This is a genomic window from [Actinomadura] parvosata subsp. kistnae (assembly GCF_900323885.1).
In the GTDB taxonomy this organism is placed as follows: Bacteria; Actinomycetota; Actinomycetes; order Streptosporangiales; family Streptosporangiaceae; genus Nonomuraea; species Nonomuraea composti.
Map to the genome: position 1 here is coordinate 609,341 of NZ_OOHJ01000030.1, position 15,743 is coordinate 625,083.

A 15,743-nucleotide genomic window follows, 5' to 3' on the forward strand; every position below is an offset into this window, starting at 1 on the left:
CCGGCCGGCTTAGTACGCTGGCCCGGTGAAGAAGGACGTGGTCACCAAGCCGCGTCGCGAACGAGCGGACGCGTCGCGCAACCGGGCCAAGATCCTCGCCGCCGCCGCCGGCATCGTGGCGGCCCGCGGCGTGGAGGCCCTGTCGATGGCCGAGGTGGCCGCCGCCGCGGGAGTGGGGGTCGGGACGCTCTACCGGCGTTTCGGGGACCGGTCGGGGCTGGCGTACGCGCTCATCGACGAGCGGGAGCGGCAGTTCCAGCAGGCCTTCCTCGAAGGGCCCGCCCCGCTCGGGCCGGGGGCTCCCGCTCCCGCCCGGGTCCGCGCCTTCCTGCACGCGCTCGTCGACCGCACCATGGACCAGCTCGACCTGCTCGTCATGGCCGAGACGGCGAGCCCGTTCGCCCGCTTCGGCGGCGCCTACGAGCTCTACCACCGGCACCTCGCGATGCTGCTCGCCCACCTCCGGCCGGCCCACGACACGCCCTTCCTGGCCGATGCGCTCCTGGCTCCCCTGGCGGCCCCGCTCCTGGCGCACCGGCTGCGCGGCGGCGCGCTGACCCCCGAACGGGTGAAGGCGGGCCTCGACGACCTGCTCGCCGGGCTCGGCACGGCCGGCGAGGGGCGACCCGCTCAGGGGTGAAGGCTCCAGCCCGCTCCGGTGGGCCGACGACGTCCTCGGGCTGGTCGAGGCGTCCGTCGTCCCGTGTGGCTGGCGGTTCAGCGATCGACCAGCTTCATGTGCGCCTCACCGTACCGGTCGCCGGCCACCCCCACGCGGGCGGCGAGCGCGTCCAGGTCGGCCCGTTCGTCGGCGGACAGCCCGACCTCGGTGGCGGCGGCATTCTCGCGCAGGCGGTACGGGCGGCGGGTGCCGGGGATGGGCACGATCCAGGGCTGCTGGGCCAGCAGCCAGGCCAGCGCGATCTGCCCGGGGGTGGCGCCCTTGGCCTGGGCCAATGCCCGGACGTGATCCACCAGGGCCTGGTTGGCGGGCAGGTGGTCGGCGTCGAAGCGCGGGATCGTCGCCCGGATGTCGCCCTCGGCGAAGGAGGCGCCCGAGGCGACGGTGCCGGTCAGGAAACCCTTGCCCAGGGGGCTGAACGGCACGAAACCGATGCCCAGCTCCGCGCAGGCGGGCAGCACCTCGGGTTCGGGGTCGCGGGTCCACAGCGAGTACTCCGACTGCACGGCGGTGACCGGGTGCACGGCGTGGGCCTTGCGGATGGTGGCGGCCGACGCCTCCGACAGGCCGAAGTGCCCGACCTTGCCCGCCCGTACCAGCTCGCCGACCGTGCCGGCGACGTCCTCGATCGGCACGTCCGGGTCCACCCGGTGCTGGTAGAACAGGTCGATGCGGTCGGTGCGCAGGCGCCGCAGCGAGGCGTCGGCGACCTCGCGGATCCGCTCGGGCCGCGAGTTCAGCCCGACCGTCCTGCCGTCCTGGATGTCCCAGCCGAACTTGGTGGCCACCCGCACCTGATCCCGGATCGGGGCGATGGCCTCACCCACCAGCTCCTCGTTGTGGTACGGCCCGTACACCTCCGCCGTGTCGAGGAAGGTCACCCCGGCGTCCAGCGCGGACCGGATCACACCGATCATGTCCTCGCGGGTGCCCGGGTTCGGGCCGTAGCTCTGCGACATGCCCATGCAGCCCAGCCCCACGGCCGACACCTCAAGGCCCTGTCCCAACGTCCTGATGTGCATGGCCGGCTCCTCAGCGTGGCTGGAGTTCGAGGGTGGTGGCGCGGGCGGTCTCGGGTGCCGCAGCGGCCGTGCTTGCCGCGGTAGCGGTACCAGGCTCCGCCACTGCCGCGCCGGGAGCGTACGAACAGGGCATCGCCGTCGCGGACGACCCCCATGGTGGTGCGCCTACCCGGGGACGGCGGAGACAACCGCGGCGAGCCGGCCGCGCTATGCCGGCGCGCCGGTGTAACGCGCCGCGAGGGCGGGCCGGTTCCCGCCGGTCAGCAGGGTGGTCTCGGCGGCGAGCAGGGCGTCGAGGGCGGCGGTCCGGTCCTCCAGGCCGGGGACGCAGACGGTCTCGCCGAGGCGCAGGCCGGCCAGGCTGGCCGTGACCACGTCGTCGGGCGACATGGCCCAGGGGATGGCGTGGCCGGCGCCGCCGTTCCACTCGGTGGCCACCACGCCGGGGCACAGGACCTGGACGCGGATCGGGGTGCCGGCGAGCTCCCCGGCCAGCGTACGGGTGAAGCCGAGGGTGGCGGCCTTGGCGGCGACGTACAGGGTGCGCCGGGGCGCTCGCGGGTCGGTGCTGCCGGCGCTGAAGGCGAGCAGCGAGGCGACGGTGACGATGGTGCCTTCGCCGGCCGCGAGCATGGCGGGCAGGGCGGCCCGGGCCAGCCGGATGGGGGCGACGGCGTTGAGGGTGAGCAGGCGGTCGATGCCGTCGGGGTCGACGTCGGTGAGCGGGGCGTAGCCGCCGGCCCCGGCGTTGCTGATGAGGGTGCGGACGTCGCCGGCGGCCAGCCGTTCGGTGACGGCGGTGACGCCGTCGGCGGTGGCGAGGTCGGCGGGCAGCACCTCGACGGCGGCGCCGCCGGCGCGCAACTCCTGGGCCAGATCGGCGAGGCGGTGGGCGCGGCGGGCCACCAGCACGAGGTCGTGGCCGGCGGCCAGGCGGCGGGCGTAGGTGGGCCGATGCCGGAGGAGGCGCCGGTGATCAGCGTGAGCGGTCGTGACATGTCCTCAGCTTGCATCAAGCGCTGATGAAGTGTCAAACGCTTGATAGTTATGAAGCGTCGTATACTCCATGGGTGAGGCACGACGACGCGGACCCGTCCCCCATCGACCCGCTGGAGCGGGTGACCTGGGCACTGCGCCGCACGGAGCTGGCCGTGCAGGCGCTGAAGGAGCAGCGGCTGCGGTCGCTGGACATGGCGGTGGCGCACTACGCGCTGCTGATCTCGGTGCACAGCGAGCCGGGGCTGACCGGCGCCGAGCTGGCCCGCCGCCTCAACGTCACCCCGCAGGCGGTGGCGTCCCTGGTGGCCCGGCTGGAAGGGCGCGGGCAGATCGAGCGTCGCGAGCACCCGCGCCACCGGCACGTCCAAGAGCTGCATCTCACCGACGCCGGGCGTGCGGCACTGCGCGCCGCCGACGAGGTGATCGACGGGGTCGAGCGGCAGATCGTCGACAGCCTCGGCCCGGACGCCGGCGCGCAGCTTCGGGCGCTGCTCGACCAGGTGGCCGAGGCCGTCCGCGAGGGCTGAGGCCGCCGCCGCATGGGCAATCGGGCGATTTCGTCGCCCCGACTATTCATTGAATGTATAGTCGTGATCATGTCGACCGGACACGTGCTGCTGGGCCTGCTCGCCGAGCGCCCGCAACACGGTTACGAGCTCAAGAAGGAGCACGACCAGCGGCTGGCCGGGGCCAAGCCGCTGGCGTACGGGCAGGTCTACGCCACGCTGCAACGCCTGGAGCGCGACGGCTTCGCCGAGGTGGCCGAGACGCGGCAGGAGGGCGGCCCCGAGCGCACCCTGTACGCGATCACCGAGGAGGGCCGGGCCGAGCTGGAGCGGTGGCTGGGCACGATCGAGCCGCCCGCCCCGTACGTGGCCGGCGGGTTGTTCGCGCGGGTCGCCGTCGCGGGCAAGGCCGCCGACGGTTACCTGGTGCGGCAGCGGGAGGCGCATCTGGCTCGCATGCGGGAGCTGACCGCGGAGAAGGCGTCCGGCACGCCCGCGCGGGTGCTGGCGGCCGACTACGCGCTGCAGCACCTGGACGCCGACCTGCGCTGGATCGAGACCGCCCTGGCACGGATGAAGGAGGAGGGTGATCATGCTTGAGGCCAGAGGGCTGAGCAAGTCGTTCGGACGTGCCCGGGCGCTGGACGGGGTGTCGGTGGAGATCGCGCCGGGCGAGGTGGTCGCGGTCACCGGCCCGAGCGGCGCGGGGAAGTCCACGTTGCTGCACTGCCTGGCGGGCGTCTTACGGCCGGAGTCGGGTGAGGTCGTCCTGGACGGGCGGCGCATCGACACGCTGGGGGAGGCGGAGCTGACCGCGTTGCGGCGGCAGAGCTTCGGCATCGTCTTCCAGTTCGGCGAGCTGGTGCCCGAGTTGAGCGCGGTGGAGAACGTGGCGCTGCCGCTGCTGTTCAACCGGCACGGCCGCGGTGAGGCGATGGCGGCGGCGGCCGAGTGGCTGGAGCGGCTGGAGGTCGCCGACTGCGCCGATCAGCGCATCGGGGAGCTGTCCGGCGGGCAGCGGCAGCGGGTGGCGGTGGCGCGGGCGCTGGTGACGGGGCCGCGGGTGGTGTTCGCCGACGAGCCCACCGGGGCGCTGGACACGCTCGGCGGCGAGCAGGTGATGACCGCGATGCTGGGCGCGGCCCGCGCCGGCGGCGCCGCGGTGGTGCTGGTCACGCACGACAACCGGGTGGCCGCCTACGCCGACCGGGAGATCACCCTGCGCGACGGCGCCGTCCTGGCAGGGGTGAACCCGTGACCGCCGCATCGGGCCGGCGTGCGCCGGCGACCGCCGCGCCGGGCGGGGGTGCGCCGGTGACCGGCGCGCCGGGCGGGCCGGTCGCGGAAGGCTGGGCGGGGGTGCGTCGGTGATCACGGTGCTGCGGATGTTGAACCGGGGCCGCTCGCGTCCGGAACGCGTGCGGGCCTGGCTGGTCGGCGCCGGAGCCGGGGTGGCGGCGTTCCTGGTGTGCACGGCCGTCAGCCTGGCCGACTTCCGTGACGAGGGCGGCTCGCTGACCGGGCTGGCGCTGGCGTTGCTCGCGTTGCCGGTCGCCGGGCTGGTCCATCAGGCCAACCGGCTGGCCACGGCCACGCGGGAGCGGCGGCTGGCGGCGTTGCGGCTGGCCGGGGCGGCGCCGGGCGACGTGCGCCGGCTGGGCGCGCTGGAGGGCGGCTGGCTGGCGCTGACCGGATCGCTGGCCGGCAGCGTCGTCTACGCGCTGACGCACCTGCCGGGGCCGCTGGCGCCGGTGCCGTTCGTGGTGGTGCTGATGACGGCGGGCGGGGTGGTGTCCGGGGCGCGGGCGGGCCGGGACGTCATCGCCTCGCCGCTGGGCGTGACCCGCCGCCCGCGCGTACGGGGGCCGCGCGTGCGCGACCTGCTCCTCGCCCTGACCGGCGTCGCCCTGCTGGTGGCCGGCCTCACACTGAAAGGCGGCTTCCCGATCGGCGGCAAGTACGGCACCGCGGTCGCGATGGCCGCCGGCATGGTGCTGCTGCTGTTCGGCCTGACCATGGCCGCGACCTGGCTGATCCGCGCCTGCGCCGCCCGCATCGGCCGGCGGGCCCGCTCGCCGGAGACGCTGCTGGCGGCCCGGCTGGTCGAGTCGGACCCGCGGGCGTGGGCCAGGGCGCTGTCCGTGGTGGGCCTGACGGTCTTCTTCGGCGCGGGCTCCGGCGCCCAGCAGGCCGGCACCGGCTACTGGCACGCGCACGCCCTGATCGACGTGGCGCTGCTGCTGGCCATGCTGACCTCGGCCGCCGCGCTGGTCGTGCACCAGGCGGAGGAGCTGATCGACCTGCGCCGCTCGTTCGCCGCGCTGGCCGCCGCCGGTGTGCCGGAGCGGTCGCTGGGCCGGGTGCTGGTGCGGCAGGCGGCCATCGCGGCGCTGCCGGTCTGCGCCGTGGCCGCCGCCGCGGGGGTCGGGGTGGTGGTGTTCTCCGTGCTCGACATCTACCAGGCGCGGTGGCTGGTGTGGGCGCTGACCAGGGCCGTGGCCATGACGGGCATCGGGGTGCTCACCGCGATGCTCGTGGCCCTGGCGGCTCGCCCCCTGCTGCGCGGAGCCCTCCGGTTGGAGACGCTGCGCGCAGGCCGCTGACGGCTCCTGCCCCGCCCGCCGGCCTGATCGGGCCGGCGGGCGGGGACCGGAGCCCTCGTCAGGCGCTCGGCGAGCATCGCCCGGTCCGGCCGTGCGGCGGGCCCTGATCGGGGTGCTACGCTACTGTTCGTTCGGTAGTGGATCAGCGTGGAAGGGAGGTGAGGTTCGATGACCGCGGTGAAGACCGCTGCCCTGCGCAGCGCCCGGACCGACCTCACGTCCCGGGTCCCGGTCTGACCCTGCTTCCTCCCAGCCTCGAGCCGTCGGGCTCGCCAGGCGGGGTGACGTCCGCGTCTCGTCGGGGCCCCTTCTCCGCAAGGGTCTCACTTTGCCACACACCAACACTGATTCATCCGGCCTGTCCAGGTACGGGTGGACCGACGCGCTCGACCGCGCTTTCACCGAACACTACGAAGCGGGCCTCGTGCCGGCCCGGATCTCCCGGGTCGATCGCGGCCTGTGCACGGCGATCACCGCGTCGGGCCCGGCGCGGGCCACGTTCGCCGCGCCGCACCCGCCCGGCTCGCTCCTGACCCCCTGCACCGGCGACTGGGCCGCGCTGCGCCCCGGCGCCGAGCCGCACGTGGTGGCGCTGCTGCCGCGGCACAGCGCGATCGTGCGCTCGTCGGCGTCCAGGTCCTCGCACGGACAGGTGCTCGCCGCCAACGTCGACACGGTCGTCATCGCCCTGTCCCTGGCCACACCCCTGGACGCGGCCAAGCTGGAGCGGCTGCTCGCCCTGGCCTGGGAGAGCGGGGCGCAGCCGGTGATCGTCCTGACCAAGGCGGACCTGGTTGACGCGCCCGAGCCCGTCCGGGCGGAGGCCGAGGCGCTGGCGCCGGGCGTGGACGTCCTCATCACCAGCGTCGCCACCGGTCAGAACGTCGACGTGCTGGCCGCGCGGCTGCGCGGCACCTCTGTGCTGCTCGGCCCCTCAGGTGCCGGCAAGTCCAGCCTCGGCAACGTGCTGCTGGGCGAGGAGGTGCTGGCCACCGGCACGGTACGCGCGCAGGACGGCAAGGGCCGGCACACCACCGTCCGCCGCGAGCTGCTTCCACTGCCCGGCGGCGGCGTCCTCATCGACACCCCCGGCCTGCGCGGGATCAGCCTGCACGACGCCGCCGACGGCCTGGAACAGGTCTTCGCCGAGATCGAGGACCTGGCCGCGCACTGCCGCTTCGGCGACTGCGGCCACGACACCGAGCCGGGCTGCGCGGTGCAGGCCGCCATCGCGGCCGGTGAGCTGCCCGAGCGGCGCCTGCGCAGCTACCGGAAGCTGCAACGGGAGAACGCCTGGGCGGCCTCACGTACCGACGCCCGGCTGCGCGACGAGCGCGTCCAGCAGAAGAAGGCCATCACCAGCCACCTGCGCGCCACCTACAGGTTCCGGGACCGGCAGCCATGACCGGCCGAGCCCCCTACGGCGCAGACCCCTCGTCCATCGGCTATGACCTGCTCCCGCAGCAGGACAAGGAGACGAACCCGACCATGACCTCTTCCTACGCCACCCGTCCCGAAGGCGCCGGCGACGTCGCCGCCGTCCGCGACATCAACCTCGCCGCCTTCCCCACCCCGCACGAGGCCGACCTCGTCGAGGCGCTGCGGGCCGACCCGCTGGCGTGGCTGCCCGGCTTGTCCTGGCTGGCCGAGGTGCCCGGCGGCGAGCTCGTCGGGTACGCGCTGCTCACCCGCTGCCACGTCGGCGACGCCCCCGCGCTCGCCCTGGGCCCGTGTGCCGTCAAGCCCGAGTACCAGCGGCGCGGCGCCGGCTCCGCCGCCATCCGCGCCGCGCTGGACGCGGCCCGCGAGCAGGGCGAGAACCTGGTGGTCGTGCTCGGTCACGCCGAGTACTACCCGCGCTTCGGCTTCACCCCGGCCTCCGGATTCGGCATCCGGCCGCCGTTCGAGGTGGAGGACAAGTACATGATGGCGCTCGCCCTCGACCCCGCACGGCCGGTCCCCAGCGGCGTGATCCGGTATGCGGCGGCGTTCGGCGTCTGATCCGCCGGCTCCGTGAACGCGGCGCATGGCCCCCGGCCTCGTCGGGGGCCATGCGCCACGCCTCTCGTCCGCCCGCAGCGTCACCCCCCGGCAAGCCGCGCGATCTTCACAAGAGCCCGGTACTGCGGAGCCCGAGGACAGTCAGCGCCTGGCTGACGTGGTGCGGCTACGATCGCCGTAGATACTCCTGAGTACGGGGAGGGATCGGCATGGACACGGCAGCGTCGGCCGGCCGGAGCACCGTCAAGCGAGAGCAGTCACGCCCGCCGATCCAGCCCGTCAACACTCCCGGCGTCGCGCGGCAGGGCGACGACTTCACCGCCCGGCGATGACCAGCCCTCCCGCCCCCAAGAGAGCGGCGGCGCGCGGTGAGCGGGCCACCGCGGTCGGCGACAACAGCGGCATCACCCAGCAGGGCGACAACGCCGCCGCCGGGCAGGTGCGGGCCGAGACCGTGGGCGAGATCCACATTCACAGCGGGCCGCCGTCGCCGCGGAAGCAGGCACCCGACGAGGGCAGACGGCGGCTGCTCTTCATGGCCGCGGTGGGCGGCGCCTGCCTGGCCAGCGGCGCGGTCGGCGGCGGGCTCTGGTTCCAGCGGAGCCTGACCGGGTTGACGCCGGTGTTCGGCGGCGGCTGGGAGGGCCTGTTCGCCAGTGAGGAGATCGGGGACGTCTTCCGCCGGCGGGGGCTCGATGTCGACGTCAACAACCTGTCCGGCATCGACATGACCTACATCAAGGGCAGGGACCTGGACCGGTACGACTTCTTCCTGTGCCCGGCCGACACCATCGTCGCGGCGGTGAAGAACAACTTCAGGATGTCGGGACAGTCGCCCTCGAACCCCCGGCTGGTGTTCCAGGCGCCCATGGTGGTGCTGGTCCATCGGGACCTGCTGGAATGCCTGGCAAGCCAGTCGCTCGTCAGGCTCGAGAACGGCTTCTCCATGTTCGACGTCCGGCACTATCTGCGCCTCCGATTAACGGCGCCGGACTGGACCTGGGGCCGCATCGGAGCACCGGAAGCGGTCGCGCAGGGGGATTCGCAGATAGAAGTGGTCTCCGGCGCCCCGTGTTCCGCCGGCGGCGGCGACCTTTACCTGAGCCTGCTCATTCACGCGCACCGGAAGAGCTACCACGCGGACCGGCCGCGTTTGATCAGCGACCTGCGGCGATTGTTCCAGAACAGCTGGCCGCCGAGCAGCTTCGGCCTTTTGCAGGAGTTCTTCTCCAGCCACCAGTATCCGATGGCCTTCGTCTACGAGCACGACGCGCTCAAGTATCTGGCGGACCAGCAGGGCATCGCGGCCGACGAGTATCGCCTGCTCTACCCCGATCCGGGGGTGATCTCCAAGCACATGTTCGTCGGCCGCGATGACAAGGGCGGCAGCGAGCTCGTCGGTGATCTGCTCACCTCGCGCGAAGTGCAGCGGATCATGGCGCGGCGGTTCTTCCTGCGCGGCGCCGACGCCGGGCTGTTCGAGCAGGCGGTCGTCGCCCATGGCATGAGCGGCTGCATCCGGCAGGGCGACGCCCATGGGTCCCTGGCGCTGCCGAGCACGTCCGACATCGCCCCGTTCCCCCGCCCGGACCTCATGATCCAGCTCAGGAACGAGATCGTGGCATGCGCCTGAACCGGCCGGCCTCCCGATGGGCGGGCATCGTGGCGGCGACGTCGCTGCTCCTGACCACCGGATCGTGCTCGCCACGCGCTCTGGAGCGGATCACGATCCTGGCCGCTCCCGAACTGATGGAGCTGCGTCCCGTCCTGTCGGACTTCGCCCGCTCCGAAGGGATCCGCGTCGAGCTGCGCGAAGCCGGCAGCGCGCCCCTCGCGACGCAGCTGGGCACGCGGCCGCCGGTCGACGCGGTCTGGCTGCCGGCCGGTTTCGAGCAGGGCGGGGACGGCCACCGGCTGCTCGGCGCGGGAAGGACCATCACCTTCTCCCCCGTGCTGCTGGCGTTGAAGGCCCCGGTCGCCGACCGGCTCGGCTGGACCGGCAAGGGGGTCACCTGGAAGCAGATCGCCTCGGCCGCGCGCGGGCACCGCTTCACCTTCGGCATGAGCGCACCGGACTCGGCCTTCGCCGGGCGTGCCGCCGTCCTGGCCGCCGCCAGCGGGTTCACCGAGGTCATCGACTCGGTGGACGACGGCGACATCTATCCGGCGGCGGGCGGGCTGCGGGCGATGTCCACCGCGCAGACCCTCACCGCGCCGACCGACGCCGAGCTGATCACCCGCTTCCTGCGGTCCGGCGGCGCCGCCGCGGACGGGCTGTTCACCTACGAATCCCAGATCGCCCGCCTCAACGCCTCCGGCCGGCTCGACCAGCAGCTCGTCCCCATACGTCCGAGCGACGGCGTGGTCAACGCCACGTACACGTTGCGCCCGCTCCTGAGACCCCGTACCCCCAAGGCGGCCGAGCACCTGTCCCGGCTCACCAGCCACCTGCTCAGCGCCGGAGCACAACGCGAGATCGCCGGCCGGATCCGTCACCGTCCCATCACGCCGGGCGTGCGCCCGCCCGCGGGACTGCCCGCGGACCCGCCCAGGCTGCTCAACATCCCCCGGGACCAGACCGTCGTCGACCGGCTCGTCGCCGTCTACCTGGGCCGCTACCGCTACGCCACCCGCACCGTGTTCCTCCTCGACGTGTCGGGCTCCATGCGCGGCGCCAGGACCGCGGACCTGCGCCGCGCCGCCGAAGCCCTGGCCGACGCGCCCGCGGTCCACCCGTCCGGGGCCGCCGCCGACGAGCAGGCGATCTTCCTGCCGTTCGCCTCCTCCCCCGCCAAGCCGGTGATCATCGAGCTGCCCGCCGCCCGCGACGCCGTCAGCGCCTTCCTCGCCCGCCTCACGCCCGGCGGATACACCGCCACGTACGACGCCCTCGTGGCCGGCCTGCGGAAACTGGCCAGGATCGGCACCGGCGACCGCATTCTCTCGATCGTCCTGATCACCGACGGCATGGCCAACCGGGGCCGCACCCTCTCCGAGTTCATGAAATATCACGACACTCTTCCGCCCGATCTCAAGCGGGTGCCGGTCTACCCGGTGCTGGTCAAGGGCGCCGACGCCCGTTCCATGCGGGAGCTGGCCGACCACACCGGCGGCCGGCTCCTCGACGCCCGCCACTCCGACCTCGCCACCGCCTTCACCACCTTCCGAGCCCAGCAATAAGGTCCAGCGGCATGAGGTGACGACGTCGTCACAAGTCCTCGCCCGGGATCAGACCGGCGCGGTAGGCGGCCAGCGCGGCCTGCACCCGGTTGTCGAGCCGCAGCCGCGTCAGGATGCGGTTGACACGGCTGCGCACGCTCGTCTCCGTCAGCCCGAGGGCTGCGGCGATCTCCGGGTTGGTGTGGCCCTTGGCCAGGAGGATCAGCACGTCGCGCTCGCGTTCGGTGAGCCGGTCGACGAGGTCGGCTTCGCCGGCCGTCGCGCCGGGACCGGCCACGGCCGAGCGGGTGAAGGTCTCGATGAGGCGGCGGGTCGTGGACGGCGACAGGATGGACTCCCCCTCCGCGACGGTGCGGATCGCCTCCGCGAGCTGGTCGGGCCGGCTGTTCTTGAGGAGGAAGCCGGCGGCGCCGGCGCGGAGGGCGGCGTGGACGTACTCGTCCAGGTCGAAGGTGGTGAGGATGAGCACCTTCGGGTGCGGGTCCGCGTGCGGCCACTGCCTGGTGATCGCCCTGGTGGCGTCCACCCCGGTCATCCCCGGCATGCGGACGTCCATGACGACGACGTCCGGCCGGTGCTCGAAGGCGGCGGCGACCGCCTGGGCGCCGTCGGCGGCCTCGGACACCACGTGGAAATCCGCACGGCGTTCGATCACCATGCGCAGCGCCGTGCGGACGACCGCCTGGTCGTCGGCGAGCACGATCCTCAACGGCGGCCTCGTCACGCGGCCTCCGCACCGAGGGGCAGCGTGGCGAGCAGCCGCCAGCCGCCTTCGCCGGTGGGCCGGCGCGCAGGGTGCCCTCCAGGACCTTGACCCGTTCGCGTAATCCGGTCAGCCCCATTCCCGCGCCGCCGATGCGGCGCGGTGTGGCGCGGGACGGGCCGTTCGTGAGGGTGATGCGCAGCTCGGGGCCCTGGCGCCGGATGCAGAGCGTGACGTCGGTGGGGGCCGCGTGCTTGATGACGTTCGTCAGTCCTTCCTGCACGATCCGGTACGCGGTGAGGTGCAGCGAGCGCGGCAGCGGGCCGAGGTCGTCGTCCATGCTCACCGTGAGGGTGCAGCCGGCGCTCTCCGCGGCCTGGGTGAGCTGCCGCAGGTCACCCAGGGTGGCCTCGGGCGACGGTTCGGCGGCTTCGTCCTTGGCGGCGAGCAGGCCGAGCAGGCGCCGCATGTCCGACAGCGCGGCGTCGGCGGTGCGGGCGATCGTCGTCAGCCCCTTGCGCACCGGGTTGTCGTCCGTCGCGGCTTCGACGTGGGCGTGCGCCACCACCGCGATGGCGCTGAGATGGTGGGCGACCACGTCGTGGAGGTCGCGGGCGATGTGGGCGCGTTCGGCGATGACCGCCCGGTGGGCGCTCAGCTCCCGCTCCGCCCGCAACTGCCCGGTCAGCTCGCGCAACCGCCGGACGTCCTCGTCGATGCGGCGCCGGCCCTGGCCGAGCAGCCAGACGCAGACCGGGAAGGCGAGCAGGATCAGGGTGCTCAAGGCCGAGGACAGCCCGACCGGCCAGGACGAGGTGGCGACGTCGGCGACGACGACGCCGCACAGCACGACCAGCCCCGCCAGCGACCGCGCCGGCGGGGCGTACCGGGCGAGCGAGTACAGCGCGACCGCCAGGAACACCGGGACGATCCGCACATCCGTGGCGGGGCCGATCACCATCGACCAGGCCACGCACGCGACGGCCACCGCGACGAACGACAGCTGCGGATGAGTGCGGCGCCACAACAGCGGCACGGTCGGCGCGATCCACATCAGCACCGTCAACGGCGGCGCGAATGGTTGCCGCTCACCGTCCGCCATCCACACCAGCAGATTGCACATGGTCGCGCCGGCGGCGAGGAGAGCGTCGCCGGCCCAGCGAGGAGGTCGCATAGCGTCCTTTGCTGAGGGCCTATGGATCGCGTACGTCGAGGATAACGCCGGCCCGCGCCCCGGGTGCTCCTCCGCGAGAATGACCCGGCACGCGACACCCGTTGCGCGGCAATTCCTGCTGTTCGCCGAAGAAAACGCCGTGCGGGCACGGCTACGTTCGTCGGTATGAGCCTGAGCGACATCGGGAAAGACTGGACCGAACTGGGAAAGAGCGACCCGCTGTGGGCCGTTCTCACCGAGCCGGGAAGACGCCACGGCAAGTGGTCCGACGCGGAATTCATGGCCACCGGAATCATCCAGGTGAACGACGACCTGGACTGGCTCGAAAGGCACGGGATATGCGTTCCGCGCGGGCGGGCGCTCGACTTCGGCTGCGGTGCGGGCCGATTGACGAACGCGCTGGCCAAGCATTTCCCGGAGGTCGTCGGGGTGGACATCGCCGAGCCCATGCTGCAGGAGGCGCGTCGCCTGGATCGCAGCGGCGGCCGGGTGCGCTTCGTGCACCGGGCGGCGCCCGATCTGGCCTGCTTCGAGAATGACAGTTTCGACCTGGTTTATACGGATCGGGTGCTGCAACATCTTCCGCCGGACCTGGCGCGCGGATATCTGCGGGAACTGCTCCGGGTCGCCCGGCCCGGCGGAGCGGTCGTGGTGGGCATTCCCGACCGGGCGAAACATCCGCTGGTGGGGTTGGGCGCGCGAATGATTCCGCCAGCAGTTCTGCGTTTCGTTCAGCGAAGGGTGCTTCGTTATCCCGCTCCCATGCGTATGCATCCGATGCCGCGGCACGACATCGCGGCCGTCGCGACCGCGCACGGCGGATTACTGCGCGGCACCAAACAGTACGGTCGTGACCCCATATGGCGGCACGTCAGGCACGTCATCCTGATGGGCGGCGGCGCGGAAACGGGTCTCCTTTCCGCCGCGTCCGCACCCGCCGCAGCGCCGGCGCGTCCTCCCGGGCGACGCCGGCCGGTGACGCAGCCGTAGAGCATGCGGCGAGGGCCAGGTGCTCGGCCTCACAGGAGCACGCAGCCCCGCGATCTCCCTGCCGGACACCCGCCGCTCGCGCAGGGCGAGCCACGTTCCGAGGTGGAACCGCGCGTTGACGGCGAACTGCCGCCGGAACGCGGTGGCCGGCACTGCCCAAGCGCGGTGCGCGTCCTGCCGCACAGCGCGCCACAAGACGGCCGGCACCAGCAGCATGAGCGGGACGCGGTCTGCGGCGAACATGCTCGTGGTCTCCGACCCAGGAGGGGAAGCCAGGCAGTTCCTCCAGCGTGTGCAGGACGTAGACGCCGAACGGCTCCTGCGGCTCGGCACCGGTTGGCCGCGCCGGCTCGGTGCCCCGGGAGTTCTACACGGCTGCCTGAGCGGCACTGCCCCTGGCCGACAGTTGTCGTACGTGCCGTACGGCGACGAACGGCACCGTCACGCCGATCAGGTTGCAGCACGCCACCGCGGCGTAGAAGCCGTCCGCGCGGCCGGTGGCGTGTGCGGCCGCCGCGCCGGTCGCGACGATCAGGCCGAAGTAGATGGCGTTGAGCACGATGGCACGGAAGCCGCCGCCGGTCTCCTCCATGACGGTCAGCGAGGCGAGCACCGGCCCCTGGACGGCGTAGGTGAGCGCCACAGCGCCCAGGTAATTACCCGCCTCCACGGCCACCCCGGCGTCGCCCCCTATCAGCCGCGCCACCACGTCATGCAGCGACCACACCAGCACCGCGATCACCACGTAGGTCGCGACGGTGACCTCGATGCCGCCGCGCATCGACGCACGGATCCGCCCCCATGCGCCCGCGCCGCGTTGCTGGTTGATGGTGATCGCCGTGGCCGTGCCCAGGACCATGCCCGGCAGCAGCACGAGGCCCTGGAGGGTGGAGACGACGGTGAACCCGGCCACGGCGTTCTGCCCGTACTTCCCGAGGACGGCGATGACCGCGAAGTTGTAGGCGGAGAGCACGAGAAAGGACATCGCGATCGGTACGCCGATGCGGCGCAGGTCGGTGACCACCTCGCGCCGCCAGACCCGTACGGCCGCCGGATGCCACAACTCGGTGCGGCGCAGCAGCACCACACCCATGGCCAGGCCGATCACACCCGCTGCGGCCTCGGCGACGGGCACCGCCGCGATCCCGACGCCGGCCCCGAGCCCGAGGCCGGCCACGACCCCGATCCGCACGCCCGCCGTACAAATGACGAGGAGGGTGGCCTGCCGCACATACCCGTAGCCGCGCAGGCTGGACGCGCACAACTCCGCCCCGACTGCCAGCAGGCCGGCGGCGCTCGTCCAGCGCAGGAAGGAGGCGACGGTGTCGCGCAGCCCGGCGTCCACATGGAGGAGCCCAAGCAGAAAGGGGGCCGCGACCGCGAGGACCAGGCACAGGGCCGCGCCGAGCCCGAGCCATACCCGGGCCAGGCTCGCGGCGTTCGACAGCACGTCCTGGGGGCGCCCGGCCCCTTTACTGATGGCGGCGGCGACCTGGTTGCAGACCGCGAAACCCACACTCAGAGCGAGGACGATGAGGCTGACCGGCTGGTACAGGGCACGCACATAAATGGCCTCGCCTCCCATGCGTCCGAGAATGGCGACGATTCCGAGCTGAGCGGCGAAATTGAGGGACTCGGCCACAAAAAGAGGAACAGCGAGGCCGGAGATGGCCCGCCACACCCCGCTTCTTTTATGCGCGGCAAAGAGAGGAAACATGCGGACCTCCAGGAACGCGACGACTCGACGCGCCAATTGACTGTGGGACCATAGCGACATTCCTCAAGAAATGTCCACAGAGGGATGAAGATTCGCGCAATCTCGACCAGCACCGGGGCCTTCACCTCGGATACACCCGCCCTCAGAACCCGATCTCCACAAGATC

The 15,743-nt window shown here is 72.8% G+C and carries 15 protein-coding genes and 1 pseudogene; 11 read left to right on the forward strand and 5 right to left on the reverse strand.

Annotated elements, in window-relative coordinates:
- The first annotated feature begins 25 nt into the window (after nt 1–25).
- A complete protein-coding gene (locus KIS93_RS58560) occupies nt 26–640 on the forward strand; it encodes a TetR/AcrR family transcriptional regulator (protein ID WP_080039683.1) in 615 nt (204 codons plus the stop codon).
- A 77-nt stretch (nt 641–717) separates the two neighbouring features.
- On the opposite strand, the gene KIS93_RS58565 is transcribed toward KIS93_RS58560, so the two are convergent.
- Together KIS93_RS58565 and KIS93_RS58570 are read right to left on the reverse strand one after the other, a co-directional pair.
- Complete coding sequence (locus tag KIS93_RS58565) at nt 718–1,704, reverse strand: aldo/keto reductase (RefSeq protein WP_080039684.1); 987 nt, start codon at nt 1,702–1,704, stop codon at nt 718–720.
- Between the two features lie 207 nt (nt 1,705–1,911).
- The gene (locus KIS93_RS58570; protein WP_268967013.1) at nt 1,912–2,637 is read right to left on the reverse strand and encodes an SDR family NAD(P)-dependent oxidoreductase; all 726 of its coding nucleotides are present in this window, start codon (nt 2,635–2,637) and stop codon (nt 1,912–1,914) included.
- A gap of 137 nt (nt 2,638–2,774) precedes the next feature.
- Between KIS93_RS58570 and KIS93_RS58575 the strand changes: the two genes are divergently transcribed.
- From KIS93_RS58575 to KIS93_RS58610, 9 genes are all read left to right on the forward strand, one after another.
- Nucleotides 2,775–3,230, forward strand: coding sequence for a MarR family winged helix-turn-helix transcriptional regulator (locus tag KIS93_RS58575; protein ID WP_222108103.1), 456 nt, complete (start codon nt 2,775–2,777; stop codon nt 3,228–3,230).
- Between the two features lie 69 nt (nt 3,231–3,299).
- Nucleotides 3,300–3,809, forward strand: a complete 510-nt coding sequence (locus KIS93_RS58580) for a PadR family transcriptional regulator (protein ID WP_080046842.1) — start codon at nt 3,300–3,302, stop codon at nt 3,807–3,809.
- Nucleotides 3,802–4,467, forward strand: coding sequence for an ABC transporter ATP-binding protein (locus tag KIS93_RS58585; RefSeq protein WP_080046841.1), 666 nt, complete (start codon nt 3,802–3,804; stop codon nt 4,465–4,467). The genes KIS93_RS58580 and KIS93_RS58585 overlap by 8 nt, the downstream gene beginning before the upstream one ends.
- 109 nt (nt 4,468–4,576) lie before the next feature.
- A complete protein-coding gene (locus KIS93_RS58590) occupies nt 4,577–5,812 on the forward strand; it encodes a hypothetical protein (RefSeq protein WP_080039686.1) in 1,236 nt (411 codons plus the stop codon).
- A gap of 328 nt (nt 5,813–6,140) precedes the next feature.
- Nucleotides 6,141–7,217: a ribosome small subunit-dependent GTPase A gene (gene rsgA, locus KIS93_RS58595; protein ID WP_080039687.1), complete on the forward strand. Its 1,077-nt coding sequence runs from the start codon at nt 6,141–6,143 to the stop codon at nt 7,215–7,217.
- An 83-nt stretch (nt 7,218–7,300) separates the two neighbouring features.
- Nucleotides 7,301–7,813 carry a GNAT family N-acetyltransferase gene (locus KIS93_RS58600; RefSeq protein WP_080046843.1) on the forward strand — a complete coding sequence of 171 codons (513 nt, stop codon included), beginning with the start codon at nt 7,301–7,303 and terminating at the stop codon, nt 7,811–7,813.
- A gap of 209 nt (nt 7,814–8,022) precedes the next feature.
- Nucleotides 8,023–8,145 carry a hypothetical protein gene (locus KIS93_RS68125; protein ID WP_268966975.1) on the forward strand — a complete coding sequence of 41 codons (123 nt, stop codon included), beginning with the start codon at nt 8,023–8,025 and terminating at the stop codon, nt 8,143–8,145.
- Nucleotides 8,146–8,267: 122 nt separating this feature from the next.
- On the forward strand, nt 8,268–9,446 hold the full coding sequence (locus KIS93_RS58605) for a hypothetical protein (protein WP_155127721.1): 1,179 nt from the start codon (nt 8,268–8,270) through the stop codon (nt 9,444–9,446).
- Nucleotides 9,437–10,993 (forward strand): vWA domain-containing protein, encoded by a 1,557-nt coding sequence (locus tag KIS93_RS58610; protein WP_080039689.1) that lies wholly within the window; start codon nt 9,437–9,439, stop codon nt 10,991–10,993. Before KIS93_RS58605 ends, KIS93_RS58610 begins: the two co-directional genes overlap by 10 nt.
- A 28-nt stretch (nt 10,994–11,021) precedes the next feature.
- Here the strand turns inward: KIS93_RS58610 and KIS93_RS58615 are convergent, their stop codons facing one another.
- Together KIS93_RS58615 and KIS93_RS69450 are read right to left on the reverse strand one after the other, a co-directional pair.
- Nucleotides 11,022–11,717, reverse strand: coding sequence for a response regulator transcription factor (locus tag KIS93_RS58615; RefSeq protein ID WP_246005534.1), 696 nt, complete (start codon nt 11,715–11,717; stop codon nt 11,022–11,024).
- A gap of 478 nt (nt 11,718–12,195) precedes the next feature.
- Nucleotides 12,196–12,870 (reverse strand): annotated as a pseudogene (locus KIS93_RS69450) (DUF7134 domain-containing protein); the annotation flags it as partial.
- 165 nt (nt 12,871–13,035) lie between these two features.
- Here KIS93_RS69450 and KIS93_RS58625 point away from each other — a divergent pair.
- Entirely contained in the window at nt 13,036–13,860 is an 825-nt protein-coding gene (locus KIS93_RS58625; protein WP_080039692.1) for a class I SAM-dependent methyltransferase, read from the forward strand.
- A 367-nt stretch (nt 13,861–14,227) separates the two neighbouring features.
- On the opposite strand, the gene KIS93_RS58630 is transcribed toward KIS93_RS58625, so the two are convergent.
- Nucleotides 14,228–15,637: an MATE family efflux transporter gene (locus tag KIS93_RS58630; RefSeq protein ID WP_080039693.1), complete on the reverse strand. Its 1,410-nt coding sequence runs from the start codon at nt 15,635–15,637 to the stop codon at nt 14,228–14,230.
- Nucleotides 15,638–15,743: the final 106 nt, after the last annotated feature.